General features: G+C 60.5%; 16 protein-coding genes. 5 read left to right on the top strand and 11 right to left on the bottom strand.

Annotated elements, in window-relative coordinates:
- Positions 1-119 precede the first annotated feature (119 nt).
- Positions 120-1,037, top strand: a complete 918-nt coding sequence (locus tag AC0IXS_RS00195; protein WP_004882365.1) for a LysR family transcriptional regulator — start codon at positions 120-122, stop codon at positions 1,035-1,037.
- On the opposite strand, the gene AC0IXS_RS00190 is transcribed toward AC0IXS_RS00195, so the two are convergent.
- Positions 1,034-1,951, bottom strand: coding sequence for a LysR family transcriptional regulator (locus AC0IXS_RS00190; protein ID WP_057408228.1), 918 nt, complete (start codon positions 1,949-1,951; stop codon positions 1,034-1,036). The genes AC0IXS_RS00195 and AC0IXS_RS00190 overlap by 4 nt on opposite strands.
- 142 nt (positions 1,952-2,093) lie before the next feature.
- Here AC0IXS_RS00190 and AC0IXS_RS00185 point away from each other — a divergent pair, with 142 nt between their 5' ends.
- Complete coding sequence (locus AC0IXS_RS00185) at positions 2,094-2,501, top strand: RidA family protein (RefSeq protein WP_057408227.1); 408 nt, start codon at positions 2,094-2,096, stop codon at positions 2,499-2,501.
- Between the two features lie 20 nt (positions 2,502-2,521).
- On the opposite strand, the gene AC0IXS_RS00180 is transcribed toward AC0IXS_RS00185, so the two are convergent.
- From AC0IXS_RS00180 to AC0IXS_RS00160, 5 genes are all read right to left on the bottom strand, one after another.
- On the bottom strand, positions 2,522-2,884 hold the full coding sequence (locus AC0IXS_RS00180) for a hypothetical protein (protein WP_057408226.1): 363 nt from the start codon (positions 2,882-2,884) through the stop codon (positions 2,522-2,524).
- 148 nt (positions 2,885-3,032) lie between these two features.
- Entirely contained in the window at positions 3,033-4,268 is a 1,236-nt protein-coding gene (locus AC0IXS_RS00175) for a thiolase family protein (RefSeq protein WP_471823355.1), read from the bottom strand.
- Positions 4,265-6,151, bottom strand: a complete 1,887-nt coding sequence (locus AC0IXS_RS00170; protein ID WP_471823353.1) for a feruloyl-CoA synthase — start codon at positions 6,149-6,151, stop codon at positions 4,265-4,267. The genes AC0IXS_RS00175 and AC0IXS_RS00170 overlap by 4 nt, the downstream gene beginning before the upstream one ends.
- A 152-nt stretch (positions 6,152-6,303) precedes the next feature.
- Positions 6,304-7,752: an aldehyde dehydrogenase gene (locus AC0IXS_RS00165; protein ID WP_449125358.1), complete on the bottom strand. Its 1,449-nt coding sequence runs from the start codon at positions 7,750-7,752 to the stop codon at positions 6,304-6,306.
- Positions 7,753-7,852: 100 nt separating this feature from the next.
- Positions 7,853-8,683 (bottom strand): p-hydroxycinnamoyl CoA hydratase/lyase, encoded by an 831-nt coding sequence (locus AC0IXS_RS00160; RefSeq protein WP_471823351.1) that lies wholly within the window; start codon positions 8,681-8,683, stop codon positions 7,853-7,855.
- A gap of 208 nt (positions 8,684-8,891) precedes the next feature.
- On the opposite strand from AC0IXS_RS00160, the gene AC0IXS_RS00155 reads away from it, so the two are divergent.
- Entirely contained in the window at positions 8,892-9,380 is a 489-nt protein-coding gene (locus AC0IXS_RS00155; RefSeq protein ID WP_025996746.1) for a MarR family winged helix-turn-helix transcriptional regulator, read from the top strand.
- A gap of 55 nt (positions 9,381-9,435) precedes the next feature.
- On the opposite strand, the gene AC0IXS_RS00150 is transcribed toward AC0IXS_RS00155, so the two are convergent.
- Entirely contained in the window at positions 9,436-10,758 is a 1,323-nt protein-coding gene (locus AC0IXS_RS00150; protein WP_471823349.1) for an OprD family porin, read from the bottom strand.
- A gap of 331 nt (positions 10,759-11,089) precedes the next feature.
- Between AC0IXS_RS00150 and mhpT the strand changes: the two genes are divergently transcribed.
- Positions 11,090-12,298: a 3-(3-hydroxy-phenyl)propionate transporter MhpT gene (gene mhpT / locus AC0IXS_RS00145; protein WP_122668299.1), complete on the top strand. Its 1,209-nt coding sequence runs from the start codon at positions 11,090-11,092 to the stop codon at positions 12,296-12,298.
- Positions 12,299-12,638: 340 nt separating this feature from the next.
- Here the strand turns inward: mhpT and AC0IXS_RS00140 are convergent, their stop codons facing one another.
- The 3 genes from AC0IXS_RS00140 to AC0IXS_RS00130 all read right to left on the bottom strand — a co-directional run bounded on the left by AC0IXS_RS00140 (position 12,639) and on the right by AC0IXS_RS00130 (position 15,979).
- Positions 12,639-13,586, bottom strand: a complete 948-nt coding sequence (locus AC0IXS_RS00140; RefSeq protein ID WP_122668298.1) for a SphA family protein — start codon at positions 13,584-13,586, stop codon at positions 12,639-12,641.
- Positions 13,587-13,671: 85 nt separating this feature from the next.
- Positions 13,672-14,439 (bottom strand): coniferyl-alcohol dehydrogenase, encoded by a 768-nt coding sequence (locus AC0IXS_RS00135; protein WP_057408585.1) that lies wholly within the window; start codon positions 14,437-14,439, stop codon positions 13,672-13,674.
- 58 nt (positions 14,440-14,497) lie between these two features.
- On the bottom strand, positions 14,498-15,979 hold the full coding sequence (locus AC0IXS_RS00130; protein ID WP_471823345.1) for a benzaldehyde dehydrogenase: 1,482 nt from the start codon (positions 15,977-15,979) through the stop codon (positions 14,498-14,500).
- 278 nt (positions 15,980-16,257) lie between these two features.
- Between AC0IXS_RS00130 and AC0IXS_RS00125 the strand changes: the two genes are divergently transcribed.
- Positions 16,258-18,015, top strand: coding sequence for a sigma-54-dependent Fis family transcriptional regulator (locus AC0IXS_RS00125; protein WP_122668296.1), 1,758 nt, complete (start codon positions 16,258-16,260; stop codon positions 18,013-18,015).
- A gap of 505 nt (positions 18,016-18,520) precedes the next feature.
- Here AC0IXS_RS00125 and treS read toward each other — a convergent pair.
- Complete coding sequence (gene treS / locus AC0IXS_RS00120; RefSeq protein ID WP_004881919.1) at positions 18,521-20,587, bottom strand: maltose alpha-D-glucosyltransferase; 2,067 nt, start codon at positions 20,585-20,587, stop codon at positions 18,521-18,523.
- Positions 20,588-20,602 lie beyond the last annotated feature (15 nt).

Below are 20,602 nucleotides of genomic sequence, written 5' to 3'. Positions count from 1 at the left end.
CCTGACATGAAATTGCGATCTGACGCAGACAACGTTAGATTTCTCCCGACCCCTTGGGTAGATCTATTAACAGATAACCCTTTATCTATAAATCAGATGGCCTGCCTGAAGGAAAGACGATGTCCCTCACCCTTCGCCAGATTCGCTATTTTGTCGCCACTGCAGAGATCGGCCAGATATCCCAGGCGGCCATTCACCTGAACATCTCCCAGTCAGCGGTGACCACAGCAATCAAGGAGCTGGAGCACATTCTGGGAAGTCTGCTGTTCCAGCGTTCGGCACAAGGCATGACGCTGACCGACGCCGGGCGGCATTTTCTCAACCGCGCCTATGTGATCCTGCGCAGCGTCGACGATGCCTTGAACAGCCCGTTGCCTGACGTGCGCGCCAGTGGGTTGCTGCGCCTGGCCGCGAGTTACACTGTGATCGGCTATTTCCTGCCCCACCACCTGCAAAGGCTGGAACACTGGCATCCGGACGTATCCATTCAGGTCCATGAGCAGGAACGTCAGGCCATCGAACAAGGTTTGCTGGAGGGCTGTTTCGACATGGCGGTGGTGCTCACCGAGAACATCACTCACCCGGATATCGTTTCCGAAACGCTGTTCAATTCCGAGCGTCGCCTGTGGCTGCCCAGCCATCATCCGTTGTGTCAGCGTGATGTGGTGAGCCTCGCGGATGTGGCCAAGGAGCCATATATCCTGCTCACCGTCGACGAAGCGGAGCAGAGTGCCATGCGCTATTGGGAGATGGCCCGCCAGAAACCCAGCGTGCGGGTGCGCACCAGTTCGGTCGAGGCGGTGCGCAGCATGGTCGCCAACGGCAGCGGCGTGGCCATTCTGTCGGATCTGGTGCATCGGCCCTGGTCGCTGGAAGGCAAACGCATCGAAACCATCACGGTGACAGACAAGGTTACGCCCATGAGCGTGGGCCTCGCCTGGCATCGCGAGCGAGCGTTCAGTCCGGCGATGCAGGCGTTTCGTCAGTACTTTCACGACGCCTTTCTGGCACCGCAACAGCTGTCGGCGCGCCGTTAACGCGCATTGATCGGGGCATGCTCGGCCATCAGTTCCGCAACCCAGTCGATGAACGCACGCACCTTGACACTGACATGCCGGTTCGGCGGAAAAGCTACGTACATCGGCATCGAGTCCATACGCCAGTCTTCGAACAGCGGCACCAGATCACCACTGCCAAGGTGAGGCCGGACCATGTAGTCGGGAAGCCAGATGACGCCCATTCCTGCCAGGCCGGCAGCCAGATAGGCATTGCCGTCGTCCACCGCCAGCACGTAACGACCGTGGACATGAACGCTTTCCTCACCACGATGCATGGCATAAGGCAGCGCCTTGCCGGTACGCGCCCACAGGTAGCCGACGATACGGTGATGCGAGTTCTCGAGGTCCTTCGGATGGTCCGGCGTTCCCATGCGCTGCAGATAGCCGGGCGTCGCGTAAATGCCCAGCCGCAGATCCCCGACCCGTCGTGCAATCAGCGACTGATCGGTGATCTCGCCGCCACGCAGCACACAGTCCACGTTCTCTCGAACCAGATCGATGACCCGGTCACTGGCCCCCAGGTCGATCTGGATGTCGGGATAGCGCGCGTGAAAGGCAGGCAATGCCGGCATCAGCAGCAGGCTGGCGAAGGGGCTGGGCACGTCCACACGGAGTCGGCCTCGTGGCAATGCCGCAGCACTGGACAGGCTGGTCTCGGCATCGTCCATGTCTGCCAGCAGCTGTATCACACGCTCGTAATACGCAGCGCCATCAGCCGTAACATTGACCTTGCGCGTAGTGCGGTTGAGCAGCTTGACCCGCAGACGGGCCTCAAGCTGCTGCACCAGTTGCGTCACACTGGTCTTGCTCATGTGCAACGTGCCGGCGGCCTTGGTGAAGCTGCCAGTCTCCACCACTCGCGCAAACGCCTGCATCGCATCGAACCGATCCATTCTCGCCCCGTGTTTATGCCTGATTGTTTGGGATTACCAAACAGTGATGACTACAGTTGCGCGTTTATCCGGCCACTGCAAGCGCCTAAAGTCGATCCATCTTGAATGACGGGTCATCGCGACCTTTGGATGGAGAAAGCTCATGACACAGCGTGACGTGGTATTCCCGACAGGCCGCCAGGCCCTTTATGAACGCAACCGGTATTCGCCAGCAATGCGCGCCAATGGTCTTCTGTTTGTTTCCGGTCAGGTCGGCAGTCGCGAGGATGGCTCGCCGGAACCGGACCCGGACAAGCAGGTGCAACTCGCGTTCCGCAACCTGAATGCCGTACTGGAGGCAGCGGGCTGCACGTTTGATGACGTCCAGGACGTCACCTTGTTCATCGTCGATCCGGAGAAGAAATTCGAGCATATCTGGAACACAGTCGTGCCGCAGTACTGGGGGCAGGCACCCTATCCGACCGTCACCGCCGTTGGCGTTACCTGGCTTTATGGCTTTGAATTCGAGATCAAGGTGGTTGCAAAGCTGCCTGACGGCGGAGTGAACTGATCGAGCAAGCAGCGGCCAGACTAGCGCTGGCCGCCTTTTCGATAACTGCGGATAGGCACGACACGGTCATGGTCGTCGGGGACCGTCGGCTCTTCGAACTGACTGAAGAACTGACCGGATATCACATCATCGAGAAACTGCTTCTGTTCGTCAGCAACGCGTTGCCTGGACGAACGAGAGCCGGCGCTTGCGTTTGCCAGCCAGAGGGCGCGACGCTCGATCGCTACAGTGATAAACGCCCTTCTCTCCTCATCCGACATCTTCATCAAATGATCACACGTGTTCTCAAGCATCCGGACAGCCAGATCCTGCTCGAGTTGATCCTCATCCGTGAACATCAAATGCCAGATAAAATCGAAAGAGAGTTCGGCGAGGGTACGCATGGATGCAATCCGTGTTGTCTGAGCCTGCGAGATTCGCGCTTCGCCAGCGTTTGGTCAAGCTGTATAAAGGTATGATAAGCGCCATAGAAACCGGGTCCTGCAGGCCTTAACCGGGTTATTTGAGCAGGTTCTATGGGTCGTGGAAACTCTAGCCCTCAAACGCAGGATTTTCGATCAACAACGCCATCCCCTGCCCGCCGCCGACGCAGGCAGCGGCAATGCCATACCGCAGGTTTTCTTCGCGCAACTGGCGAGCCAACGTTATGACCAGACGCAGCCCGGTTGCCGCCAGTGGATGCCCAAGGCCAAGCGATCCGCCGTGGACATTCAAGCGATCCCTATCGAGTTCCAGCGTCTGGGCGACGGCGAGCACCTGAGCGGCTTGTGCTTCGTTGATTTCCAGCCGTCCGATATCGTTTAGACCCAAGCCACTTCGCTGCAAAAGCAACTGAATGGCCGGGGCCGGGCCGATGCCCATGAATTCAGGAGGCACGCCCACCACGGCGCTGGCCAGCAGATGCGCCAGAACCGGACCGTCCGTTTCCGACGCTTTGCCCACCAGCGCAGCTGCCGCGCCGTCGACCACGGCGCAACTGTTGCCTGCGGTCTGTACACCGTCGGCATGGATGGAACGCAGCCTCGACAGCGCCGCCATATCAGTAGCGCGTGGATGGCTGTCTTGCGACACGCTGTCCACGCCGCGCGGCAACTCGATGGCTCTGGGCTGATAACCGTCCAACACGAACTGCTCGGGCGTGACGGCCACGATCTCTGTGCTCAACCTGCCGCTGACCTGAGCCTGAAGCGCTCGCTCATGGCTCAAGAGCGCGTAGCCATCCACTTGCTCACGAGTGAGACCGTGGCGCCGTGCAAGGTGGTCGGCGGTGGCGATCATGTCCATGCCCGGCGCCGGGTCGTACAGCGCTTCCCAGAGAAAATCCTTGAACTGCACACCAGCGCCCAGGCGAAATCCGTCGCGATGGGTGTAGGCGGCAATCGGATTGCGCGACATGGATTCAGCGGCGACACACAGCGCGAGCTGTCCGTCTGCACCGACGTGCACAGCAGCCTGACGCAACAGTTCGAAACCGGTCGCACAGATGCGCTGCACGCCCAGTGCCGGAACGCTCTGCGCCACGCCGCTGTACAGACCGATGTGTCTGGGCAGCAGGTAGGCGTCAAAACTGGCCTGCGCCATTGATCCGGCCAGCACGGTATCGACCCGCTCCGCCCTGATAGCCGCCCGAGCCAGGACCTCACGGCCGACCTTTATGCCCAGATCGATTGGCGACACCTGCGCCAGCGCGCCACCCAGGTCAATCCATGGCGTGCGCACCGATTCGATGATCGCCACGTCGCTGAACGCCGAATACTGCCCGTTCATTTCAAAGGGCCAGCACGCAGCACGTCGGGTTCCTCGCCGCGATACAGCGTATCGACGATCGCTGCACGCCACTGCAAAACGGCACGCTGGTTGATCGAGCCCTTGTCGGTGATTTCTCCACGGTCAATCGATGCGGGCTCGACCAGCAGGCTGATCCATTCAAGACGACTGGCGTTGCCGGTGGCATCACGGTTCAAGCGAGCCAGCCAGTCAGAGAACCACTGGCGAACCGGTGCGCTGGTCAGGACCTCGGCATCACTGGCATCGGTACTCAGCCCCGACAGTTGGCGACAGTCGTGCAGCCTCGGGAACACCAGCGCGCCCAGGCATTCCCGATCTGGCGCGGCGATGACCACATCCTGCACATAGGGCGAGCCATCGAGTACCGCGCGGTTGCGCATCGGGCCGACGCTGACAAACACCCCCGACGACAATTTGAAATCCTCGGCCAGACGGCCATCGAACATCAGGCCCAACTCTGGCGCTGTCGGGTCGGCGAGTTTTATCGCGTCACCGGAGCAGTAAAAGCCGTCTTCGTCGAACACCTCGGCGGTCTGCTGCGGCGAGCGCCAGTAGCCCGGCATGATGTGCGGCCCGCGAAAACGGCCTTCCAGTTTGCCGTCCACCGGCACCAGTCGTACTTCACAACCCGGTGCTGGCAGGCCGATGTAGCCGGCCATGGACAGCGGCCCGGTGGTGAAGGTGCAGGACGGCGCGGCCTCGGTCATGCCCAGCCCGGCCATCATGCGGATGCGCTCGCCGCAATGCAGCTCGGCAACCCGGTCGAGCCGGTCCCAGATGCTTTGCGACAATCCGGCGGCGGCGAAGAAGAACAGTTTCATACGCGAGAAAAATCGGTCGCGCAGCTCGGCGTCCTGCTCCAGCGCGTTGACCAGTTCCTCCCAGCCCTTGGGCACGGTCAGGTAGGCAGTCGGCGAAATGTCCTTGAGATTGCGCAGGGTTTCAGCGAAGCCCTGAACCGTGGGTTTGCCGTTGTCCAGATAGAAGGTGCCGCCGTTGTAGAGCACGATGCCGACGTTATGGCTGCCACCAAAGGTATGATTCCACGGCAGCCAGTCCACCAGCACCGGAGGTTCTTCGCCAAACACCGGAAAGGTCTGCAGCAGCATTTGCTGGTTGGCGCAGAGCATGCGCTGGGTCGTGACCACGGCCTTGGGCAGCTTGGTGGAGCCTGAGGTAAACAGAAACTTGGCGATGCTGTCCGGCCCGGTGGCGTCGAATGCAGCCTCGGCTTCGGCGCCGCCGGGTTGCACCAGCAGGCTGTCGAATCGGATATGGGATCGCCCGGCGAGCTGACCACGCACGGTGATGACTGGCGTATCGGCGGGAATCACCGCGTCGATGGCACGCTGGAAAGGCGCTGCATCGCTGACGAATACCAGACCCGGCCGCAACACGCCGCAAACGTGGCGCAACTTGGCGTAATCCTGGGACAGCACCGAGTAGGCAGGCGACACCGGGCAGTAGGGAATGCCTGCGTACATCGCTCCCAGGGCGATTTGCAGGTGTTCGATGTCGTTACCCGACAGCAGCGCCAGCGGCTTTTCGGCTGACAACTCATACTTGAGCAGGCTCTGGGCAATGGCGCGCACGCTGTCCAGCATCTCGGCATAGCTGACAGTGCGCCAGCCACCCAGGCTGTCGCGGGTGGCGACAAACGTCTGTTGCGGACGAACATCGGCCCAGTGCACCAACCGGTCAAGCAAGCGCCTGGGCAACTCGGCCAGCGGTTCAAGCGAGCGCATGTGCAGAACGCCCCGCTCTTCGCGCACTTCAACGGCAGGATGACCAATGCTCACCTGACGGTAGCGTGGCGGATTGATTTCGGTGTGCGGCGTTGAGGATCTTGGTTCGGAACTCACGAGCATCTCTCCGTCAAGGCACGCGCACACCGAACCGCACACGGCAGTTCGTGGTGGGCGTGGCAGCGGCTGGCTGCGGCCTTGTTATTGTTTTGCCTGACTGATCGGCACCGACGCCCCCTATCAAGGCCGCCCGCGCCAATGTGAACGGTTCAGATCGGGTAGTGCCGCGGCCCGTTTTGCAACGTCACCCAACGCAACTGAGTGAAGTGCTCGATCGATGCCTTGCCGCCAAAGCTGCCATATCCACTGGACTTGACCCCGCCGAAAGGCATCTGCGCCTCGTCCTGAACAGTGGGACCGTTGATATGACAGATGCCCGACTCGACCCGTTGCGCCAGCGCCAGCGCGCGAGCAGTGTCGCGACTGAAAATCGCCGCCGACAGGCCAAATTCCGAGTCGTTGGCCAGGCGCAGCAGCTCCTCGTCCCCTTCTCCACGAATCAGCACCGCAACCGGCCCGAAGGACTCTTCGCGGTACAGACGCATGCTGTCGGTGACATCGTCCAGCAAGGTGGGCTGCAGGATGCTGCCCTGAAGCTGTCCGCCAGCAATCAGTTTTGCGCCCTGGCTTACGGCGTCGTCGATCAGCGCCTTGATACGCGTTCCGGCGCCGACATCGACCAGTGAACCCAGCACAGACGTACTGTCGTTGGGAGGACCTGCCCGCAGCGTTTCGATCTTGGCCGCCAGTTTCGAGACAAAGGCATCGGCTACTTTGCGGTCTACGATCAGGCGTTCGGTAGACATACAGATCTGGCCCTGATTGAAGTAGGCACCGAATGCTGCCGCCTCTACGGCAGCGTCCAGATCGGCATCATCCAGCACCAGAAACGGGGCCTTGCCGCCCAGTTCCAGCAAGGCCGGTTTCAGGTGGCGGGCCGAAAGCTCGCCGACGATGCGTCCCACATGAGTGGAACCGGTGAAATTGACCCGACGCACGGCCGGGTTGGCGATCAGCCGTTCCACGATGGCGGGCGCATCGGCGGGTGCATTACTGATCACATTGATCACCCCGTCGCCCAGTCCCGCGTCCTGCAGCACCTGACCGATCAGGCGATGCACGGCCGGGCTCAGTTCGGAGGCCTTGAGCACCACGGTATTGCCGCAGGCCAACGGCATGGCGACGGCGCGCGTGGCCAGAATCACCGGCGCGTTCCACGGTGCGATACCCAGCACGACGCCACACGGCTGCCGCAACGCCATGGCAAAGTTGCCGGGCACATTGGAAGGAATGATTTCGCCGTTGATCTGGGTCGTCATCGACGCGGCTTCACGCAGCATGTTGGCCGCCAGATGCACGTTGAAGCCATACCAGTTGGCCATCGCACCCGTCTCGCCAGCGGCGGCAATGAATTCGGCGCTGCGCGCCTGCAATTGTTCGGCCGCCTGCATCAGGCGGGCACGGCGCTCACCCGGCGCCATTGCTGACCAAGCCGGAAACGCGGCCTGAGCTGCGGCGACCGCAGCATCAGCGTCTTCAAGGGTGGCCGCGGCGACGCGCGAAACCACTTCACCGGTCACAGGATTGCGACGTTCAAATGTTCGTCCGTCGCGGGCGGGGCACGACTGGCCGCCAATCAGCAGGGGCACGTCCAGCATGGTGATTCCTCTTTATTGTATTTGTCGGGAATGCAGTGCAGCGTTTGTTCACATTAGCCTCAACAGGTCATCCGGCCTAGCAAGCCGCGCCGGATGCGAGTCAACGCTTGTAGGCCTGCAGACCTGGCTTGATGCTCTTGTCGTCGAGGAACTGTTTCATGCCCTGCTCGCGACCGCCTTCCTTGTCCAGCAGACGCGACTGATCGAGTTTGGCGTACAGGTAATCCTCGTTCTGCTCCCAGGTGAGTTCGCGGCAACGCTTGAAGCCATGTTTGGCGGCGCGCAGCACGACCGGGTTCTTCTCCAGCAGATTGAGCGCCAGATCAATGGTCACCTGACGCAGTTGCGCCAGCGGCACGCTTTCGTTGACCAGGCCCATCTCGGCAGCCTTGCGGCCATCGAAGGTCTTGCCGGTCATGATGTAGTACAGCGACTGACGGTGGCCCACGGTATCGGCCATCGCCTTGCTGACCAGATTGCCCGGCGGAATGCCCCAGTTGATCTCCGACAGACCGAAGGTGGCTTCGTCGGCGCAGATCGCCAGGTCGCACGCCACGAGCGGACTGAAACCACCCCCGAAGCACCAGCCGTTGACCATGGCGATGGTCGGCTTGGCGTACATGCGCAGCAATTTCCACTGCCACTGGGAAGCCTCACGACGAATCTTCTCCTGAAGGATTTCCGGGCCTGCATCGACTTCACGGAAATACTCCTTGAGGTCCATCCCGGCGGTCCAGGCATCGCCAGCACCCGTCAGGACCAGCACGCCGGCTTCAGGATCCTGTTCGAGCGTTTCCAGCACATCGATCATTTCCTGATTCAGCGTCGGGCTCATGGCGTTGCGCTTTTCCGGGCGGTTGAGGATGACCCAGGCAATGCCCTGCTCGATTTCGACCTTGACGGTGGTCCAGCGGCCTTCGTACGTGCTCATCGTGGTGCTCTCTTGTTTTGATTGGAAGATGAATCAAACGTAAACCGGAAAATTAGTTATGTCAATTAACTGTTATTAACCTTAATTAACATTTACCGCACTCCATTCGGATATGCTGGTCACAACTGTGAATGCCCATGGCCTTCGCCCGCGAACACCGGCACACTGCCGGAAACATTGCTCATCACCCAAAAGGACTGGATTTTCAATGGCCAAGCCATCCGACATCGCCACCCTCTGCCCAACCACGGCACAGGTTACCGAGGCGTCGTTGCCTATGGACTCCGCACTGGATGACCTGATCGGTTACGCCATGCGCCGGGCACAGCTCAAACTTTTCCAGAACCTCATCGGACGTCTGTCGAGTCACGACCTGCGACCTGCGCAATTTTCTGCGCTGGCGATCATCGACAAGAATCCGGGTCTGATGCAGGCCGACCTGGCCAAGGCGCTGGCCATCGAGCCGCCGCAGGTCGTGCCGCTGCTGAACAAACTGGAAAGCCGTGCGCTGGCGGTCCGTTTGCGCTGCAAACCGGACAAGCGGTCGTACGGGATCTTTCTCAGCAAGACGGGCGAAACCCTGCTCAAGGAACTGAAACAGATCGCCGCTGAAAGCGACCTGGACTCCACTTCGGCACTCGATACCCAGGAGCGTGAGGAACTGCTCCGGTTGCTGAAAAAGGTCTATCAGGCCTGACACACGCCCTCCGACGACGTGCCTGCGTCGTCGGCGCTCTTTTGATCACCCACGATCACCAGAGCGGCAACGCGTACTGCACGACAAAGCGCGTCTGGTTCTCATCGCGAAATGCTGCCCCTGCCGGAAAGTCGTTACGGTAGATCGACTTTCGCGCCAGCAGGCTGACGTTTTTCAACGGTCCGCTCTGAATTACATAGCCCAACTCCATCTGAAACTCCCGTTCCTTGCGGTCGTCAGCGTTCAAGGCGGCCAGTTCGATGTTGTCGCCGCGCACGTAACGCAAACGGCTGCGCAGCCCGACGATGCCGACCGCAGTGAAATCGTAGTCATAGATGGCCTGCCAGGTACGCTCTTTGGCGTTGAGGAAATCCGAACTCATGGTCAGCTCGCTGAGGCCCATGAGTTCAGTGCCTGACAGGTAAGGTGTCGCGGTGTCGCCGCGGGAATGCATATAGCCCAGACTGACGCTGTGCCCGCCCAGTTTGTAACCCACCAGCGCGGAGAGGTTCTGGTTGTCCACTTCGCCCGCCTTGGCGCTGCCGGTGTCCCGGCTGAAGAAACTCCGCAGATCGGTGGTCAGCGTGCCATCCCCCAACGGCAATTGATGCAGCAACGCCAGCGTATTCTGGGTGTACAGATCATCCACTTCAGCGTGATAGGCGCGCAGGCTGAGCTGCTGGCTTAGCTGATAATCGCCGCCGGCATAGGCCATGTGTGATGAGGTGGCGGCACCGTTGAAGCGCCGGTTCGGCGAAGCAATGGCGAGTGGCTGATAATTGCTCGAATCGCGCTTGTTGACCCGGTCGATATAGCCAGCATTGAACGTCAGCCCCTCCAGCTCCTTCGAAGAGAGCGTGGTGCCTCTGAAGGTCTGTGGCAGCAGGCGGGAGGGACTGGCGAACGCGAAAGGCAGAAAGATCGAAACGTCGCCGGTTTTTATCGTGGTCTGGCTGAAGCGCATCTTGCCGGTCAGACCCAGTCGCGAATACTCATCGGCGGCACGGCCGTCCCGGGCAGATACCGGCAGCAGTTCGGTGCCGCTTCGGTCAGGCGATGAATCGAGCTTCACGCCGACAAGAGCGCGCGCATCCAGGCCAAACCCCAGCTTGCCGGGCGTAAATCCGGACTCCACATTCATCATGAAGCCCTGCGCCCACTCTCGCGCGGCGGTTTTTGCGCCATCGTCCTTGTAATCGCGATCCATGTAGTAATTGCGCAGGGTCAGCGTGCCATGGCTGTCAGCGACCAGCCCCTCGGCCAGCAGCGAAGCGGGCATCATGCTGACCCCCATCAACCCCAGCGCCAGCGTGCGTGTTTTGCCTGAATACGATGAAGCAGGTCCAGCCTTCTCAGCATCCCCGGGAAGTCTTGGCATATCCGTTGTCCACTTATTGTTGTTGTTTTCGACGTCGACTCTCATCGCGCCAACGAGGAGTCGTGGACAAAGGATTGGGACATACCCAGTCAGCCGTCAATCCAGACTGACCGATAATCGAACATTAATATCATTAATCACTTTTTGATTAATCGGATCGAAACGCCAGATATCCTTGAAATCAAAAGACCAAACCCGGTTTTTTGCTCCCAATTCACCTCCTGTTCTTTTTTTAGTTATTTTTGTTACCTTAATCGTCACCTGATTCGTGGACTAACTGACCACGGCTGTCAGGCCGCTGACCACAACAAAAACAACAGTGAGGCTCGCCATGAACACCCCATCGCGTCGTTCGACGTTCACCATCGCCCTGTGTTTTATCGTCGCACTCATCGAAGGTTTCGACCTGCAGGCTGCAGGCACTGCCGCAGCCGGTCTGCGCCAGACCTTCGCCCTGGACCCGAAAATGATGGGCTGGGTGTTCAGCGCAGGCATCATCGGCCTGCTGCCCGGAGCCTTCTTTGGTGGCTGGATTGCCGATCGCATCGGCCGCAAGAAGATCCTGATCAGCGCCGTACTGCTGTTCGGCGTGTTCTCGCTGGCAACCGCTTACGTCGACACCTTTTCCGGGTTGCTGGCAGTGCGCTTCATGACCGGACTGGGACTGGGGGCCGCCCTGCCCAACCTCATTGCGCTGTGCGCCGAAGCCGTAGGCGAGCGGCATCGTGGGCTCGCGATCAGTGTCATGTATTCGGGGGTGCCGCTGGGCGGCGCGCTCGCAGCGGTGGTGGCGATGTTCACCAGTGACCACTGGCAGACAACCTTCATCATCGGCGGCCTGGTGCCTGTGTTGGTGGTACCGCTGATGGTGCTGCTGTTACCCGAATCCAGCGTATTTCGCCAGCAGACAACCACGTTCGAAGCGCGTCATTCCACCACCAGTGCGCTATTCGGCGAGGACCGGGCGCGCACCACACTGGCCTTGTGGCTGGGCTATTTTTTCACCTTGACCGTGATGTACATGCTGCTCAACTGGCTGCCGTCCCTGTTGATTGCCCAGGGCTTCAGCAAACCCCAGGCCGGTATGGTGCAGATGCTGTTCAACATCGGCGGCGCCCTGGGCTCGTTGCTCGGCGGCGTGCTGCTGGATCGCTGCAATGGGATCAAGGTCGTGATGTTTGTCTACGCAGGGCTGCTTGCCGCGCTGGCCGGTGTCGGCTTTTCGGTGGGCATCGTGTCGATGTCAGCGGCCGGCTTTGCGGCAGGCGTGTTCGTGATGGCCGCGCAATTGGTGCTGTATGCGCTGGCCCCGCCCGCCTACCCGACCGCCGTCCGGGCAACAGGCGTGGGCGCTGCAGTGGCGATCGGTCGTCTGGGTTCGGTGGCAGGTCCGCTGGCTGCCGGTCAACTGCTGGGGGCTGGAGCCGGAACGGCCGGTGTGCTGCTGGCAACCTCCCCGGGTCTTGTGATTGCGGCGCTTGCGGCGATTGCCGTGTTGTCCCGTTCAACGGGGGTGGCGAGGCTCAAGACGGCGAGTTGAAGCCCAGTGTTTGCGAATCCCCGCCAGATAATTTACTGATATGCACGCACACCTGCTTCTGCCCGGAGGGCGTAGTAGCTCTCGGAGGTTACGACGGCAGCGATGGGCTGCGCAGCAGCCCCAGGTTGCATCTGATACACCGCGTGTGCCGGTTTTGCTGCCGGTTCCCGGCAGATCGCGGGCAAGCGCGCTCCTACGACTTTTGTTTGCTTTAAGACAGCGCTGTGTCAGAGGCATAGGGGCATCTTCCACAAAAAAACCGACTTTTTCAGTAGCGGCCCGGCCACTGAGCTGACGCTAGTCCCGGCAAGGCGTCCCTTTTACCGGACGCCTTTCTTCGTTACAGCTTGTGCAGGAAGTTCAGCACCACCTTGTTGCCTTCCGTACGGTTTTCGGCGCCCTGCTCGAAGTAGCTGTTGACCGTCAGCACGTTCTGCTTGCTGAACGCGCAAAGAAACCCAGGCCCGATGGCCCAGACCTTTTCCTTGCGGCCACTCACGTCGTGCCCGTCCACCTGGGTATCGGTGAACTGCTTGAGCCAGTAACCATTGAGGCCCACGGAAAGTTGCTCGCTGACGGCGTACTGCAAAGTCATGTTGGCGTGCAGGGCCTGTCCGGCCTGGGTGTCGGAGGCGTTGCCGAAGCCAGCCTGGGGGTCGTCGTTCTTGCCGTTCCACAGGTACATGAAGCGGCCGCTGGCCGACCATTTTGGCGAGAACCAGTAAGTCGCGGCGTAGTAAGGGTTGAACGACCAGAAGTTGCTACCGGGGTTGATCGATCGATTGCGGTCGTAAGCGCCAACCGGAATCGCAATGTCAGCCTCGACCCGCTGGGTCAGCAGCGGACTGCCGTCGGCATTTGAAATCGTCGGCAATTGCAGAAACGGGCCGATGATCAAATCACCAAACCCGGCTCTGGAGCTGAGGGCCGAGTTGCCCAGACCGTCGTCGACGTCAACGTGCGCCAACGACGTGTTGATCGCCGTAATGCCGGGCATCGCGCCATTGGCCAGAGGGGGTGCGACGTAGATGAGTTGGGTGGTCAGCGCCAGTACTTCAACTTCCTGCTTGGGTAACTGCAACTTGTTGCCATTGACGTCATTGAAACGGTCGGCCTTGGCGAAGTTGGCGTACTCCTCCAGATACCAGCCCGGCCCGTCTGGCGCGGGAGAACCATCGTAAAAGCTGGTGTTGCCCAGATTGAGACCGGGCAAGTCATAAGCGTGAGCGGTTGAAGACAAGGCGACCCATGAGGCGGCCACGACGGTACGCAAGATAGACTTCTGCATCTTGTAATTCCTTTGGTTCTTATTGTTGTTTTCAAGGCCCCGATCACGCGAACGCAGGACCGGGGTTTACATCAACCGAATCCCTTCACACGTAAGTCGCCGCCAACCCTCCATCCACCGGCAGGTTGACCCCGTTGATCCAGCGCGACGCGTCGGAGCACAGGAATGCGATTACTTCGGCGACCTCATCGGCCTGGGCCGGACGCTTCATGCGCGCGCCGTCTCTGGCAATGCGTTCTTCACCCAGCATGGTCACGAAGTCTCCCAGAATCGGCGTGAACACCGGCCCCGGCGCCACGCAGTTGATGCGGACCGACTGATCTCTGAACCAGGCCTGTGACTGCTGGAACGTCCAGACGATCAGCGCCTCCTTGAAGTACTGATAGCAGGTCTCCTGCGCCACCGGGTTGGCCGCCAGCCACGCCTGCCCCTCGGCGTAAGTCTCGGTCATGGCCAGCGCCTTGTGCAGTTCCAGACGTTCCGGCCATTGCGCGCCGAGAACCGAGGCGACATTCACGATGCTCCCGCCCGGCGCAATGCGCGGCAGCAAGCCCTGAGTCAGATGGCGCAGCCCTAGATAATTAACCTTGGCCACGACCTCGACGGGCGCAGTGCCCGGCACGCCTGCGATGTTGCACAGCGCGTCGACCTGAACGGGCAGTTTTTCAATCAGCGCATCGATACTGGCGGGGTCGCCGAGATCGGCCTGAAAAAAGCTGTCCAGGGTCAGTTGCGGTTCGTGGCGGTCAACACCGATCACTCTGGCCCCCTGGAAGCGGGCCAGCCTCGCCACTTCGGCACCGATACCGGAAGACACGCCAGTCACAATCAGGGTTTTGTTGTTCAGGTTCATAGTCGTGCGCTCTTGTTATTGTGGGTGGAGCCTGTGCTTCTCAAACTGTCGACAGCCTTCAGAACGGGTAAGCCGGCGGCTGATTCTTGACCGTGACCCATTGCCATTGGCTGTACTCGTCCCCGTCGGATGGGCTGCCGACGCTGCTGCCGTTGCCTGATGAGCCGCGCCCGCCAAAGGAGTTGATGCATTCGTCCGCCACGGTCTGATCATTGATATGCAGCAAGCCGCACTTGAGGCGATCACCGATAGCCATCGCCCGGCCCACTGACGGCGAGATCACCGCCGCCGCCAGGCCATACTCGCTGCGGTTGGCCAGCTCGATCGCCTCTTCATCCGTGGAGAATGACACGACAACCGCCACAGGCCCGAAAACTTCTTCTTCGAATACCCGCATACCCGGTTTTACATGGCTGAGCACGGTCGGACGATAAAACAGTCCATCGTATTCGCCGCCGGTTTCCAACTGCGCGCCCCCCTCTATGCTCTCGCTGACCAGTCCATGCACATGCTGCACCTGGCGCGCATTGATCAGAGGCCCCAGTGCGGCCTCCCCGCGCGCGGCGTTGCCCACGGTCAAGGCTCGCGCCTTATCCGCGAGCTTGCGCGTAAACGCGGCTGCAATGGATTCGTGAACCAGAATCAACCCGGTCGCCATGCAGATCTGGCCCTGATGCAGCCATGCGCCAAACGCCGCGTTGCCAGCCGCCAGGTCCAGATCGGCATCTTCCAGAATGATCAGCGGGTTCTTGCCGCCCAGTTCCAGCGAGACCTTCTTGAGGTTGCGCCCCGCCGTCTCACCGACCTTGCGGCCTGCAGCAGTGGAGCCAGTGAAGGTGATCATTTGCACGTTAGGGTCGCGGCACAGGGCCTCGCCCGCATCCGCAGCGCCTGGCAACACATGCAGCAGGCCCTTGGGCAGACCGGCCTGTTCGAACAGACGGGCAATCAGGAAACCGCCGCTGACCGGTGTCTGCGGATCCGGCTTGAGCACCACCGCGTTCCCCGCCGCCAGTGCAGGCGCAACCGTGCGCAACGACAGGACCAGTGGAAAGTTGAACGGTGAAATCATCCCGACCACACCATGCGGTACACGACGTGCGTACGACAAACGTCCCGCTGCGCTTGGCAGCATCAGGCCGTGACCATGCGCCTGAGACAACATACCGGCTGCCTGGCGCAGCAACACGATGGCCTCACGCACCTCATGTTCACCCTTGGGCAGGCTGCCGCCGGTTTCGCGCGCCACATACAACGACAATTCATCGAACGAACGGACAGCCTGGTCGGCTGCCAGCAAAAATATTTCCGCTTTCTCGCGAGGCCCCATCGCGGCCCAGGCGGGCTGGGCCAGCGCGGCTTCACGACAGGCAACTGCGATATCGGCGGCATCCGCCATCGCGGTGTTCATCAGCAATTCACCGGTGGCGGGCTCGATCACCGGACGCAAAGGCGCCGATGACGGTACCCAGTCACCGTTGAAAATACAGTTGGCTACGAGTGCGGGTTGCAGCAAAGACACATGCTCAGACACTGACATGGTGAAACTCCGGCTTTTATGTTTGTAATCGCCGCGCACCGAAGAACGGTCGCTTGCGCCGTGTTCAGTCCTCAGCAAGCGCTGTGCCGGTTTTGCCATCAAGCGGTCATATTTTTTCGCGACCGCTCTGGATCCAATGGTTGCGCCCTGTTTTGATATGTCGGGCGTCACATTCGAACGAATGCATATCTCATCGGGCTTGTTCATTTGATTAAGTTATGTTTTATAACTATCTGAGCGTTTCATCATTTCGATCACTCTCGGCCTGAGGCATAACAATGACTCACCCTCTTCGCCATCTTTCCGATCAGGATTTCGCCGCCCAGCATTTTGCTCCGCAAGGTGACAGCGCCGGGTTGAATCCCGGTCAATCCCCCACGTCGGAGGAACTGACCGGTTGCCTGTTCTTTTCTCCTGATGACGGCCGCATCTGGCTCAATGACCAGCGCATGCTCCTGCTGCACAGCTCGTCATTCGGCACCTTGCGTCGGGAGATCATCGAACGCCTGGGTCTGGAGCAGGCGCGCGGCATGTTTACCCGGGCGGGTTACCTGTCTGGCGCCCGGGATGCCAGACTGATTCGAGAGCGTTGGCCCAACGCCGATGCCACAGCAGTTTTCCGTGCCGGCACACACCTGCACACCCTTGAGGGCATGGCCAAAGTCGAACCGCTGCATTTCAAATTCGACGCGAAGTCGGGGTTCTACGAAGGTGAATTCCTCTGGCACCACTCCTGCGAAGCCGATGAGCATCTCGCGTCCCATGGCATCAGCCAGGATCCGGTGTGCTGGACCGAAATCGGTTATGCCACCGGTTTTGTCAGCGGATTGTTCGGGCAGATGGTGATCTTTCGTGAGGTGGAATGCCGCGGCATGGGCCACACCTCATGTCGGGTGATCGGCAAGACCGCCGAGCAATGGGGCGATGTGGAGCGCGACCTTGGCTACCTGAGCGTTGTCTCCTCCAGCGCGCCACACAATCCACCGGCACCTTCTGCGGCGCCCTGGAGCGAAGCGCCCTCTACAGGTACCGAACATCCGTTGATTGGCGCAAGTGCCGCGTTCAATGCCGCCAGCCAGACACTGCAACGTGTTGCCATGACTCCCGCTACCGTGTTGTTCAGTGGCGAATCGGGGGTGGGCAAGGAAATGTTCGCTCGCCAGTTGCATCAGCTCAGTCGTCATCGGGACGGACCCTTCGTGGCGCTCAATTGCGCAGCGATCCCGGACAACCTGATCGAATCCGAGCTGTTCGGTGTCGAGCGCGGCGCCTACACCGGCGCCACCCACTCGCGGCCCGGACGTTTCGAGCGCGCGGATGGCGGCACCCTGTTTCTCGATGAAATCACCTGCCTGAGTCTTGCGGGACAGAGCAAGCTGTTACGCGCCCTGCAGGAAAGGGAAATCGAGCGTGTCGGTGGATCAAGCGGCATCAAGGTCAATGTGCGGGTGGTCGCGGCAACCAATATCGATTTGCGCCAGGCCGTGGCGCATGGCGATTTCCGCGAGGACCTGTTCTATCGCCTGAATGTCTACCCCATCGCCCTGCCCCCGCTGCGTGAACGTCGGGATGATGTGCCGCTGCTGATCAATGCGTTTCTCGGACGGTTCTGTAATGAATATGGCCGCACCCCGGCCGGACTGACCATGCGCGCCTTGAAGACCCTGTTGCGCTACGACTTTCCGGGCAATGTTCGCGAACTGCAGAACCTGATCGAACGCGGCCTGATCGCCAGCGAAGATGGCCAGCCCATCGACCTGATCCATATTTTTCGCAATGAACCGATGCCGGTCGAATCGTATTCGCTGAACCACGAGGGAGGACTTTCGCTGGGCTCAAAGCCCGATGCGGAACCTGCATCCACACTCCTGGACACGCTGGGCCAGCCTGAGGGGTTTTCCATCGACGACCTTGAGCATCGCCTCATCAGTGAAGCGATGGCCAAGAGTCAGGGAAATCTGGCAGCCGCGTCACGGCTGTTGGGGCTCAGCCGTGCGCAGTTTGCCTACCGAATGAAGAAGCATCAGAACGGCTGAGCGAGGACGCGGGGGTCCTCTGTAGACAACCTGGCATGCCTGACACTGATCACGCCCATTGCTCGCGTCGCATTCGAGAGCGGACGCGGAGCGTCCTGGGCGGCGTTACCACGCAGAGCCTGGGAACGATCGTAGACCTCAAGCACACCGATCGTGCCCATGCTCAGCGCTCATCGTTATACACAAGTCCGCCTCGACACTGATCGTGCCCATCGCTCTGCGTGGGCATGCCTCCCGTGACGCTCCGCGTCACAAATGGCACAGACTCAGGATTCAGTTAGCCGAGCGCATGACGTGGATAACGCTGGAGCTTGGGCACACATCTGCGCCACATTCGAGAGCGGACGCGGAGCGTCCTGGGAGGCATTCCCACGCAGAGCGTAGGAACGATCATCATCGTATTCCTCCAGGAGGACTTGTGTATAACGATGAGTGCTCCGCGAGGGCATGCAGCCCGTGACGCTCCGCGTCACAGATGGCACAGACTGCATCACGACCCCGATGCTCAGATCATCGGCAAGGTGCTCACGACCCGCAGCGCCAGACCTTCATAAGCATCCAGCGTGATAGTGAACTCACCCTGCTCGGTCAGGTCGCCTTCAACGCGCTCGTTGATGATGTCCACCACAGGCCCTGGCGCGATGTCCGGCAGGTGCAGCGTTTCGACGATGGTCTCGGCGCTGAAGTTGAGCGCAGTGATCTGAGTGCCCTTGCCTGCTGGCAACTCGTGCACCATGACCAGCAAACCCGGATGCTGCACATCAGGAATCAGAATCTGGCGGCTGGCAGCAATGTCGTAAGCGCGGCGCACCGCCAGAATCTTCTTGAGCTGCGAAGCGAACGAGTCGGGACGCTTGAGCTGACTGACAAGGCTGCCATACAGCGACTGCGCACGCGGCATGCCGCCTTCCGACAGCTCCGCTTCCGGATCCAGATCGGCCAGGTCATAAGCGCCGCGGTGGATCCATCGGGTGTCACCGTCCTGCATCAAGTGCTGGACCTGCTCGGCCGGCAAGGTCAGCGCACCGACCAGATCCCAGCCGGACAGCGCGAACACGCCAGGCTGCATCGCGTTGTACATCACCAGCAGCAAGTGAATGTGCTGGATCTGCTGAATGTCCGCGTCAGTGATCGTGCTCAGGTCACGAATGCCCAGTGCGGCGGTGATGATGCTCGCCGTGGTGCAGGACACGCCATTGGTGACGAACTTCAGGTTATAGGGCGCATGCTCGCCGGTCAGCCGCTCGTACATCTCTTCGCGGATGTGCTCGCGCAGGATATTGCCGGGAAAGGTTTGGCCCTGATAGTGATAGGTGTCGTGGGCATGCAGCGTCCAGAAGTGCACCAGTTCCAGTGTCAGTTCATCGTGATTCTGCAGCGCGTGGATCAACGACGCAGGATCGATGCCGAACGCATGAACCTGGCGCAACATCAGCCGCAGGAACTCGGTTGTACCGGTCAACAGGGCGTGCTGATAAGCCGGACGGGTGATGAAGTCGTAGGACAGGTCAGCACCGCCATTGCCCATGGAGGCAATGTCGTCCAGCGTCAGGTTCAGCTCCTGGAAACTGAAACCACCGGCCTTGCGGATCGCACCAGCCAGCAACTGGTTGCCGGTAATCGACAGCGGATGGCCTTCCGACCAGGCTGCACCTTCAGCGCGACGCTCGACGCCCAGGAAGCCGTTGGCATCCAGCCGCAGTACGCGTGCGCCAGAGACGTCGATGGCATGCAGTGCATCACCAATGATCATCTGCTGCGCGGCGAAGCTGGGGTCCAGCCAGTTCAGGGAAGGCTGACCTTCCTTGAAGTAGTGCAGATACACCCAGCGCCGTGCCTTGCCATCGACGCCTTGCACCACATCAGTGGCGCTCCAGTCGGTTTCCTTGACGCCGGGCTCGAAGAAAATCACCCGTTGCAACTGACCCACGATGTAATGCTTGTCGCGCAGTTGGTCGACCACCTCGGGCGTCAGATTGACCGCATCGCGGCCCGCCGGGACATCAGGCAAGAGCTGCCAGTCTTCTTCGCGGATCTCGACCATGTGATAAAGGCCGGGATAGTCCTCATACGCAAGCTCGGCCAGCCTGAAGTCGGCGCCCTTGCCGGTGTGCGACGGAATGACGTCATCGATGATCACAGCGTTATGCGCCGCAGCAATGCGCGTCAGGCTGAGCAGTTGAGCATCAGTGCCCAGTTCAGGATCGATAGTGAAGCTGATGCGGTCGAAATTGCCGTCGATGCTGGGCGTGCGGGTACGCCCCTGCAAACCGCCTGACAGCTTGAGCGGGCCGTTGTGTATGCCTTGGATGCCGATTTCCGACAAGGCGTGCCACAGCGTTTCATCACCCAGTGCCTCAAGCACCGAGCAGCCCTCACGGGTGACGATCGATGCGGGATACGCGGTGAACCAGACCGAAGAAATGGCGGATGCGTCCCTTGGACGGGCCTGTGCAAACGGCCGTTGCCAGAGTCTTCCCTGGCCCGAGTAGGTCTTGGCGCGCTGTCTGGCAGCGTTCAGCATCGATTGCTCGACCAGCCAGTCCACATACTGCTTGTCCGGTATCGTCATAGCGTCCAGTCTTCC

The organism is Pseudomonas sp. AC016, assembly GCF_979253365.1.
This window is presented reverse-complemented; position numbering and strand designations above follow the sequence as displayed.

What these genes read in the sequence shown, in the direction of transcription:
- AC0IXS_RS00195 (WP_004882365.1), top strand. Translation starts at nt 120, where the DNA reads ATGTCCCTCACCCTTCGCCAGATTCGCTATTTTGTCGCCACTGCAGAG.
- AC0IXS_RS00165 (WP_449125358.1), bottom strand. Translation starts at nt 7,752, where the DNA reads ATGCTGGACGTGCCCCTGCTGATTGGCGGCCAGTCGTGCCCCGCCCGC.
- AC0IXS_RS00160 (WP_471823351.1), bottom strand. Translation starts at nt 8,683, where the DNA reads ATGAGCACGTACGAAGGCCGCTGGACCACCGTCAAGGTCGAAATCGAG.
- AC0IXS_RS00125 (WP_122668296.1), top strand. Translation starts at nt 16,258, where the DNA reads ATGACTCACCCTCTTCGCCATCTTTCCGATCAGGATTTCGCCGCCCAG.
- AC0IXS_RS00180 (WP_057408226.1), bottom strand. Translation starts at nt 2,884, where the DNA reads ATGCGTACCCTCGCCGAACTCTCTTTCGATTTTATCTGGCATTTGATG.
- treS (WP_004881919.1), bottom strand. Translation starts at nt 20,587, where the DNA reads ATGACGATACCGGACAAGCAGTATGTGGACTGGCTGGTCGAGCAATCG.
- AC0IXS_RS00175 (WP_471823355.1), bottom strand. Translation starts at nt 4,268, where the DNA reads ATGAACGGGCAGTATTCGGCGTTCAGCGACGTGGCGATCATCGAATCG.
- AC0IXS_RS00135 (WP_057408585.1), bottom strand. Translation starts at nt 14,439, where the DNA reads ATGAACCTGAACAACAAAACCCTGATTGTGACTGGCGTGTCTTCCGGT.
- AC0IXS_RS00140 (WP_122668298.1), bottom strand. Translation starts at nt 13,586, where the DNA reads ATGCAGAAGTCTATCTTGCGTACCGTCGTGGCCGCCTCATGGGTCGCC.
- mhpT (WP_122668299.1), top strand. Translation starts at nt 11,090, where the DNA reads ATGAACACCCCATCGCGTCGTTCGACGTTCACCATCGCCCTGTGTTTT.
- AC0IXS_RS00150 (WP_471823349.1), bottom strand. Translation starts at nt 10,758, where the DNA reads ATGCCAAGACTTCCCGGGGATGCTGAGAAGGCTGGACCTGCTTCATCG.
- AC0IXS_RS00155 (WP_025996746.1), top strand. Translation starts at nt 8,892, where the DNA reads ATGGCCAAGCCATCCGACATCGCCACCCTCTGCCCAACCACGGCACAG.
- AC0IXS_RS00130 (WP_471823345.1), bottom strand. Translation starts at nt 15,979, where the DNA reads ATGTCAGTGTCTGAGCATGTGTCTTTGCTGCAACCCGCACTCGTAGCC.
- AC0IXS_RS00190 (WP_057408228.1), bottom strand. Translation starts at nt 1,951, where the DNA reads ATGGATCGGTTCGATGCGATGCAGGCGTTTGCGCGAGTGGTGGAGACT.
- AC0IXS_RS00185 (WP_057408227.1), top strand. Translation starts at nt 2,094, where the DNA reads ATGACACAGCGTGACGTGGTATTCCCGACAGGCCGCCAGGCCCTTTAT.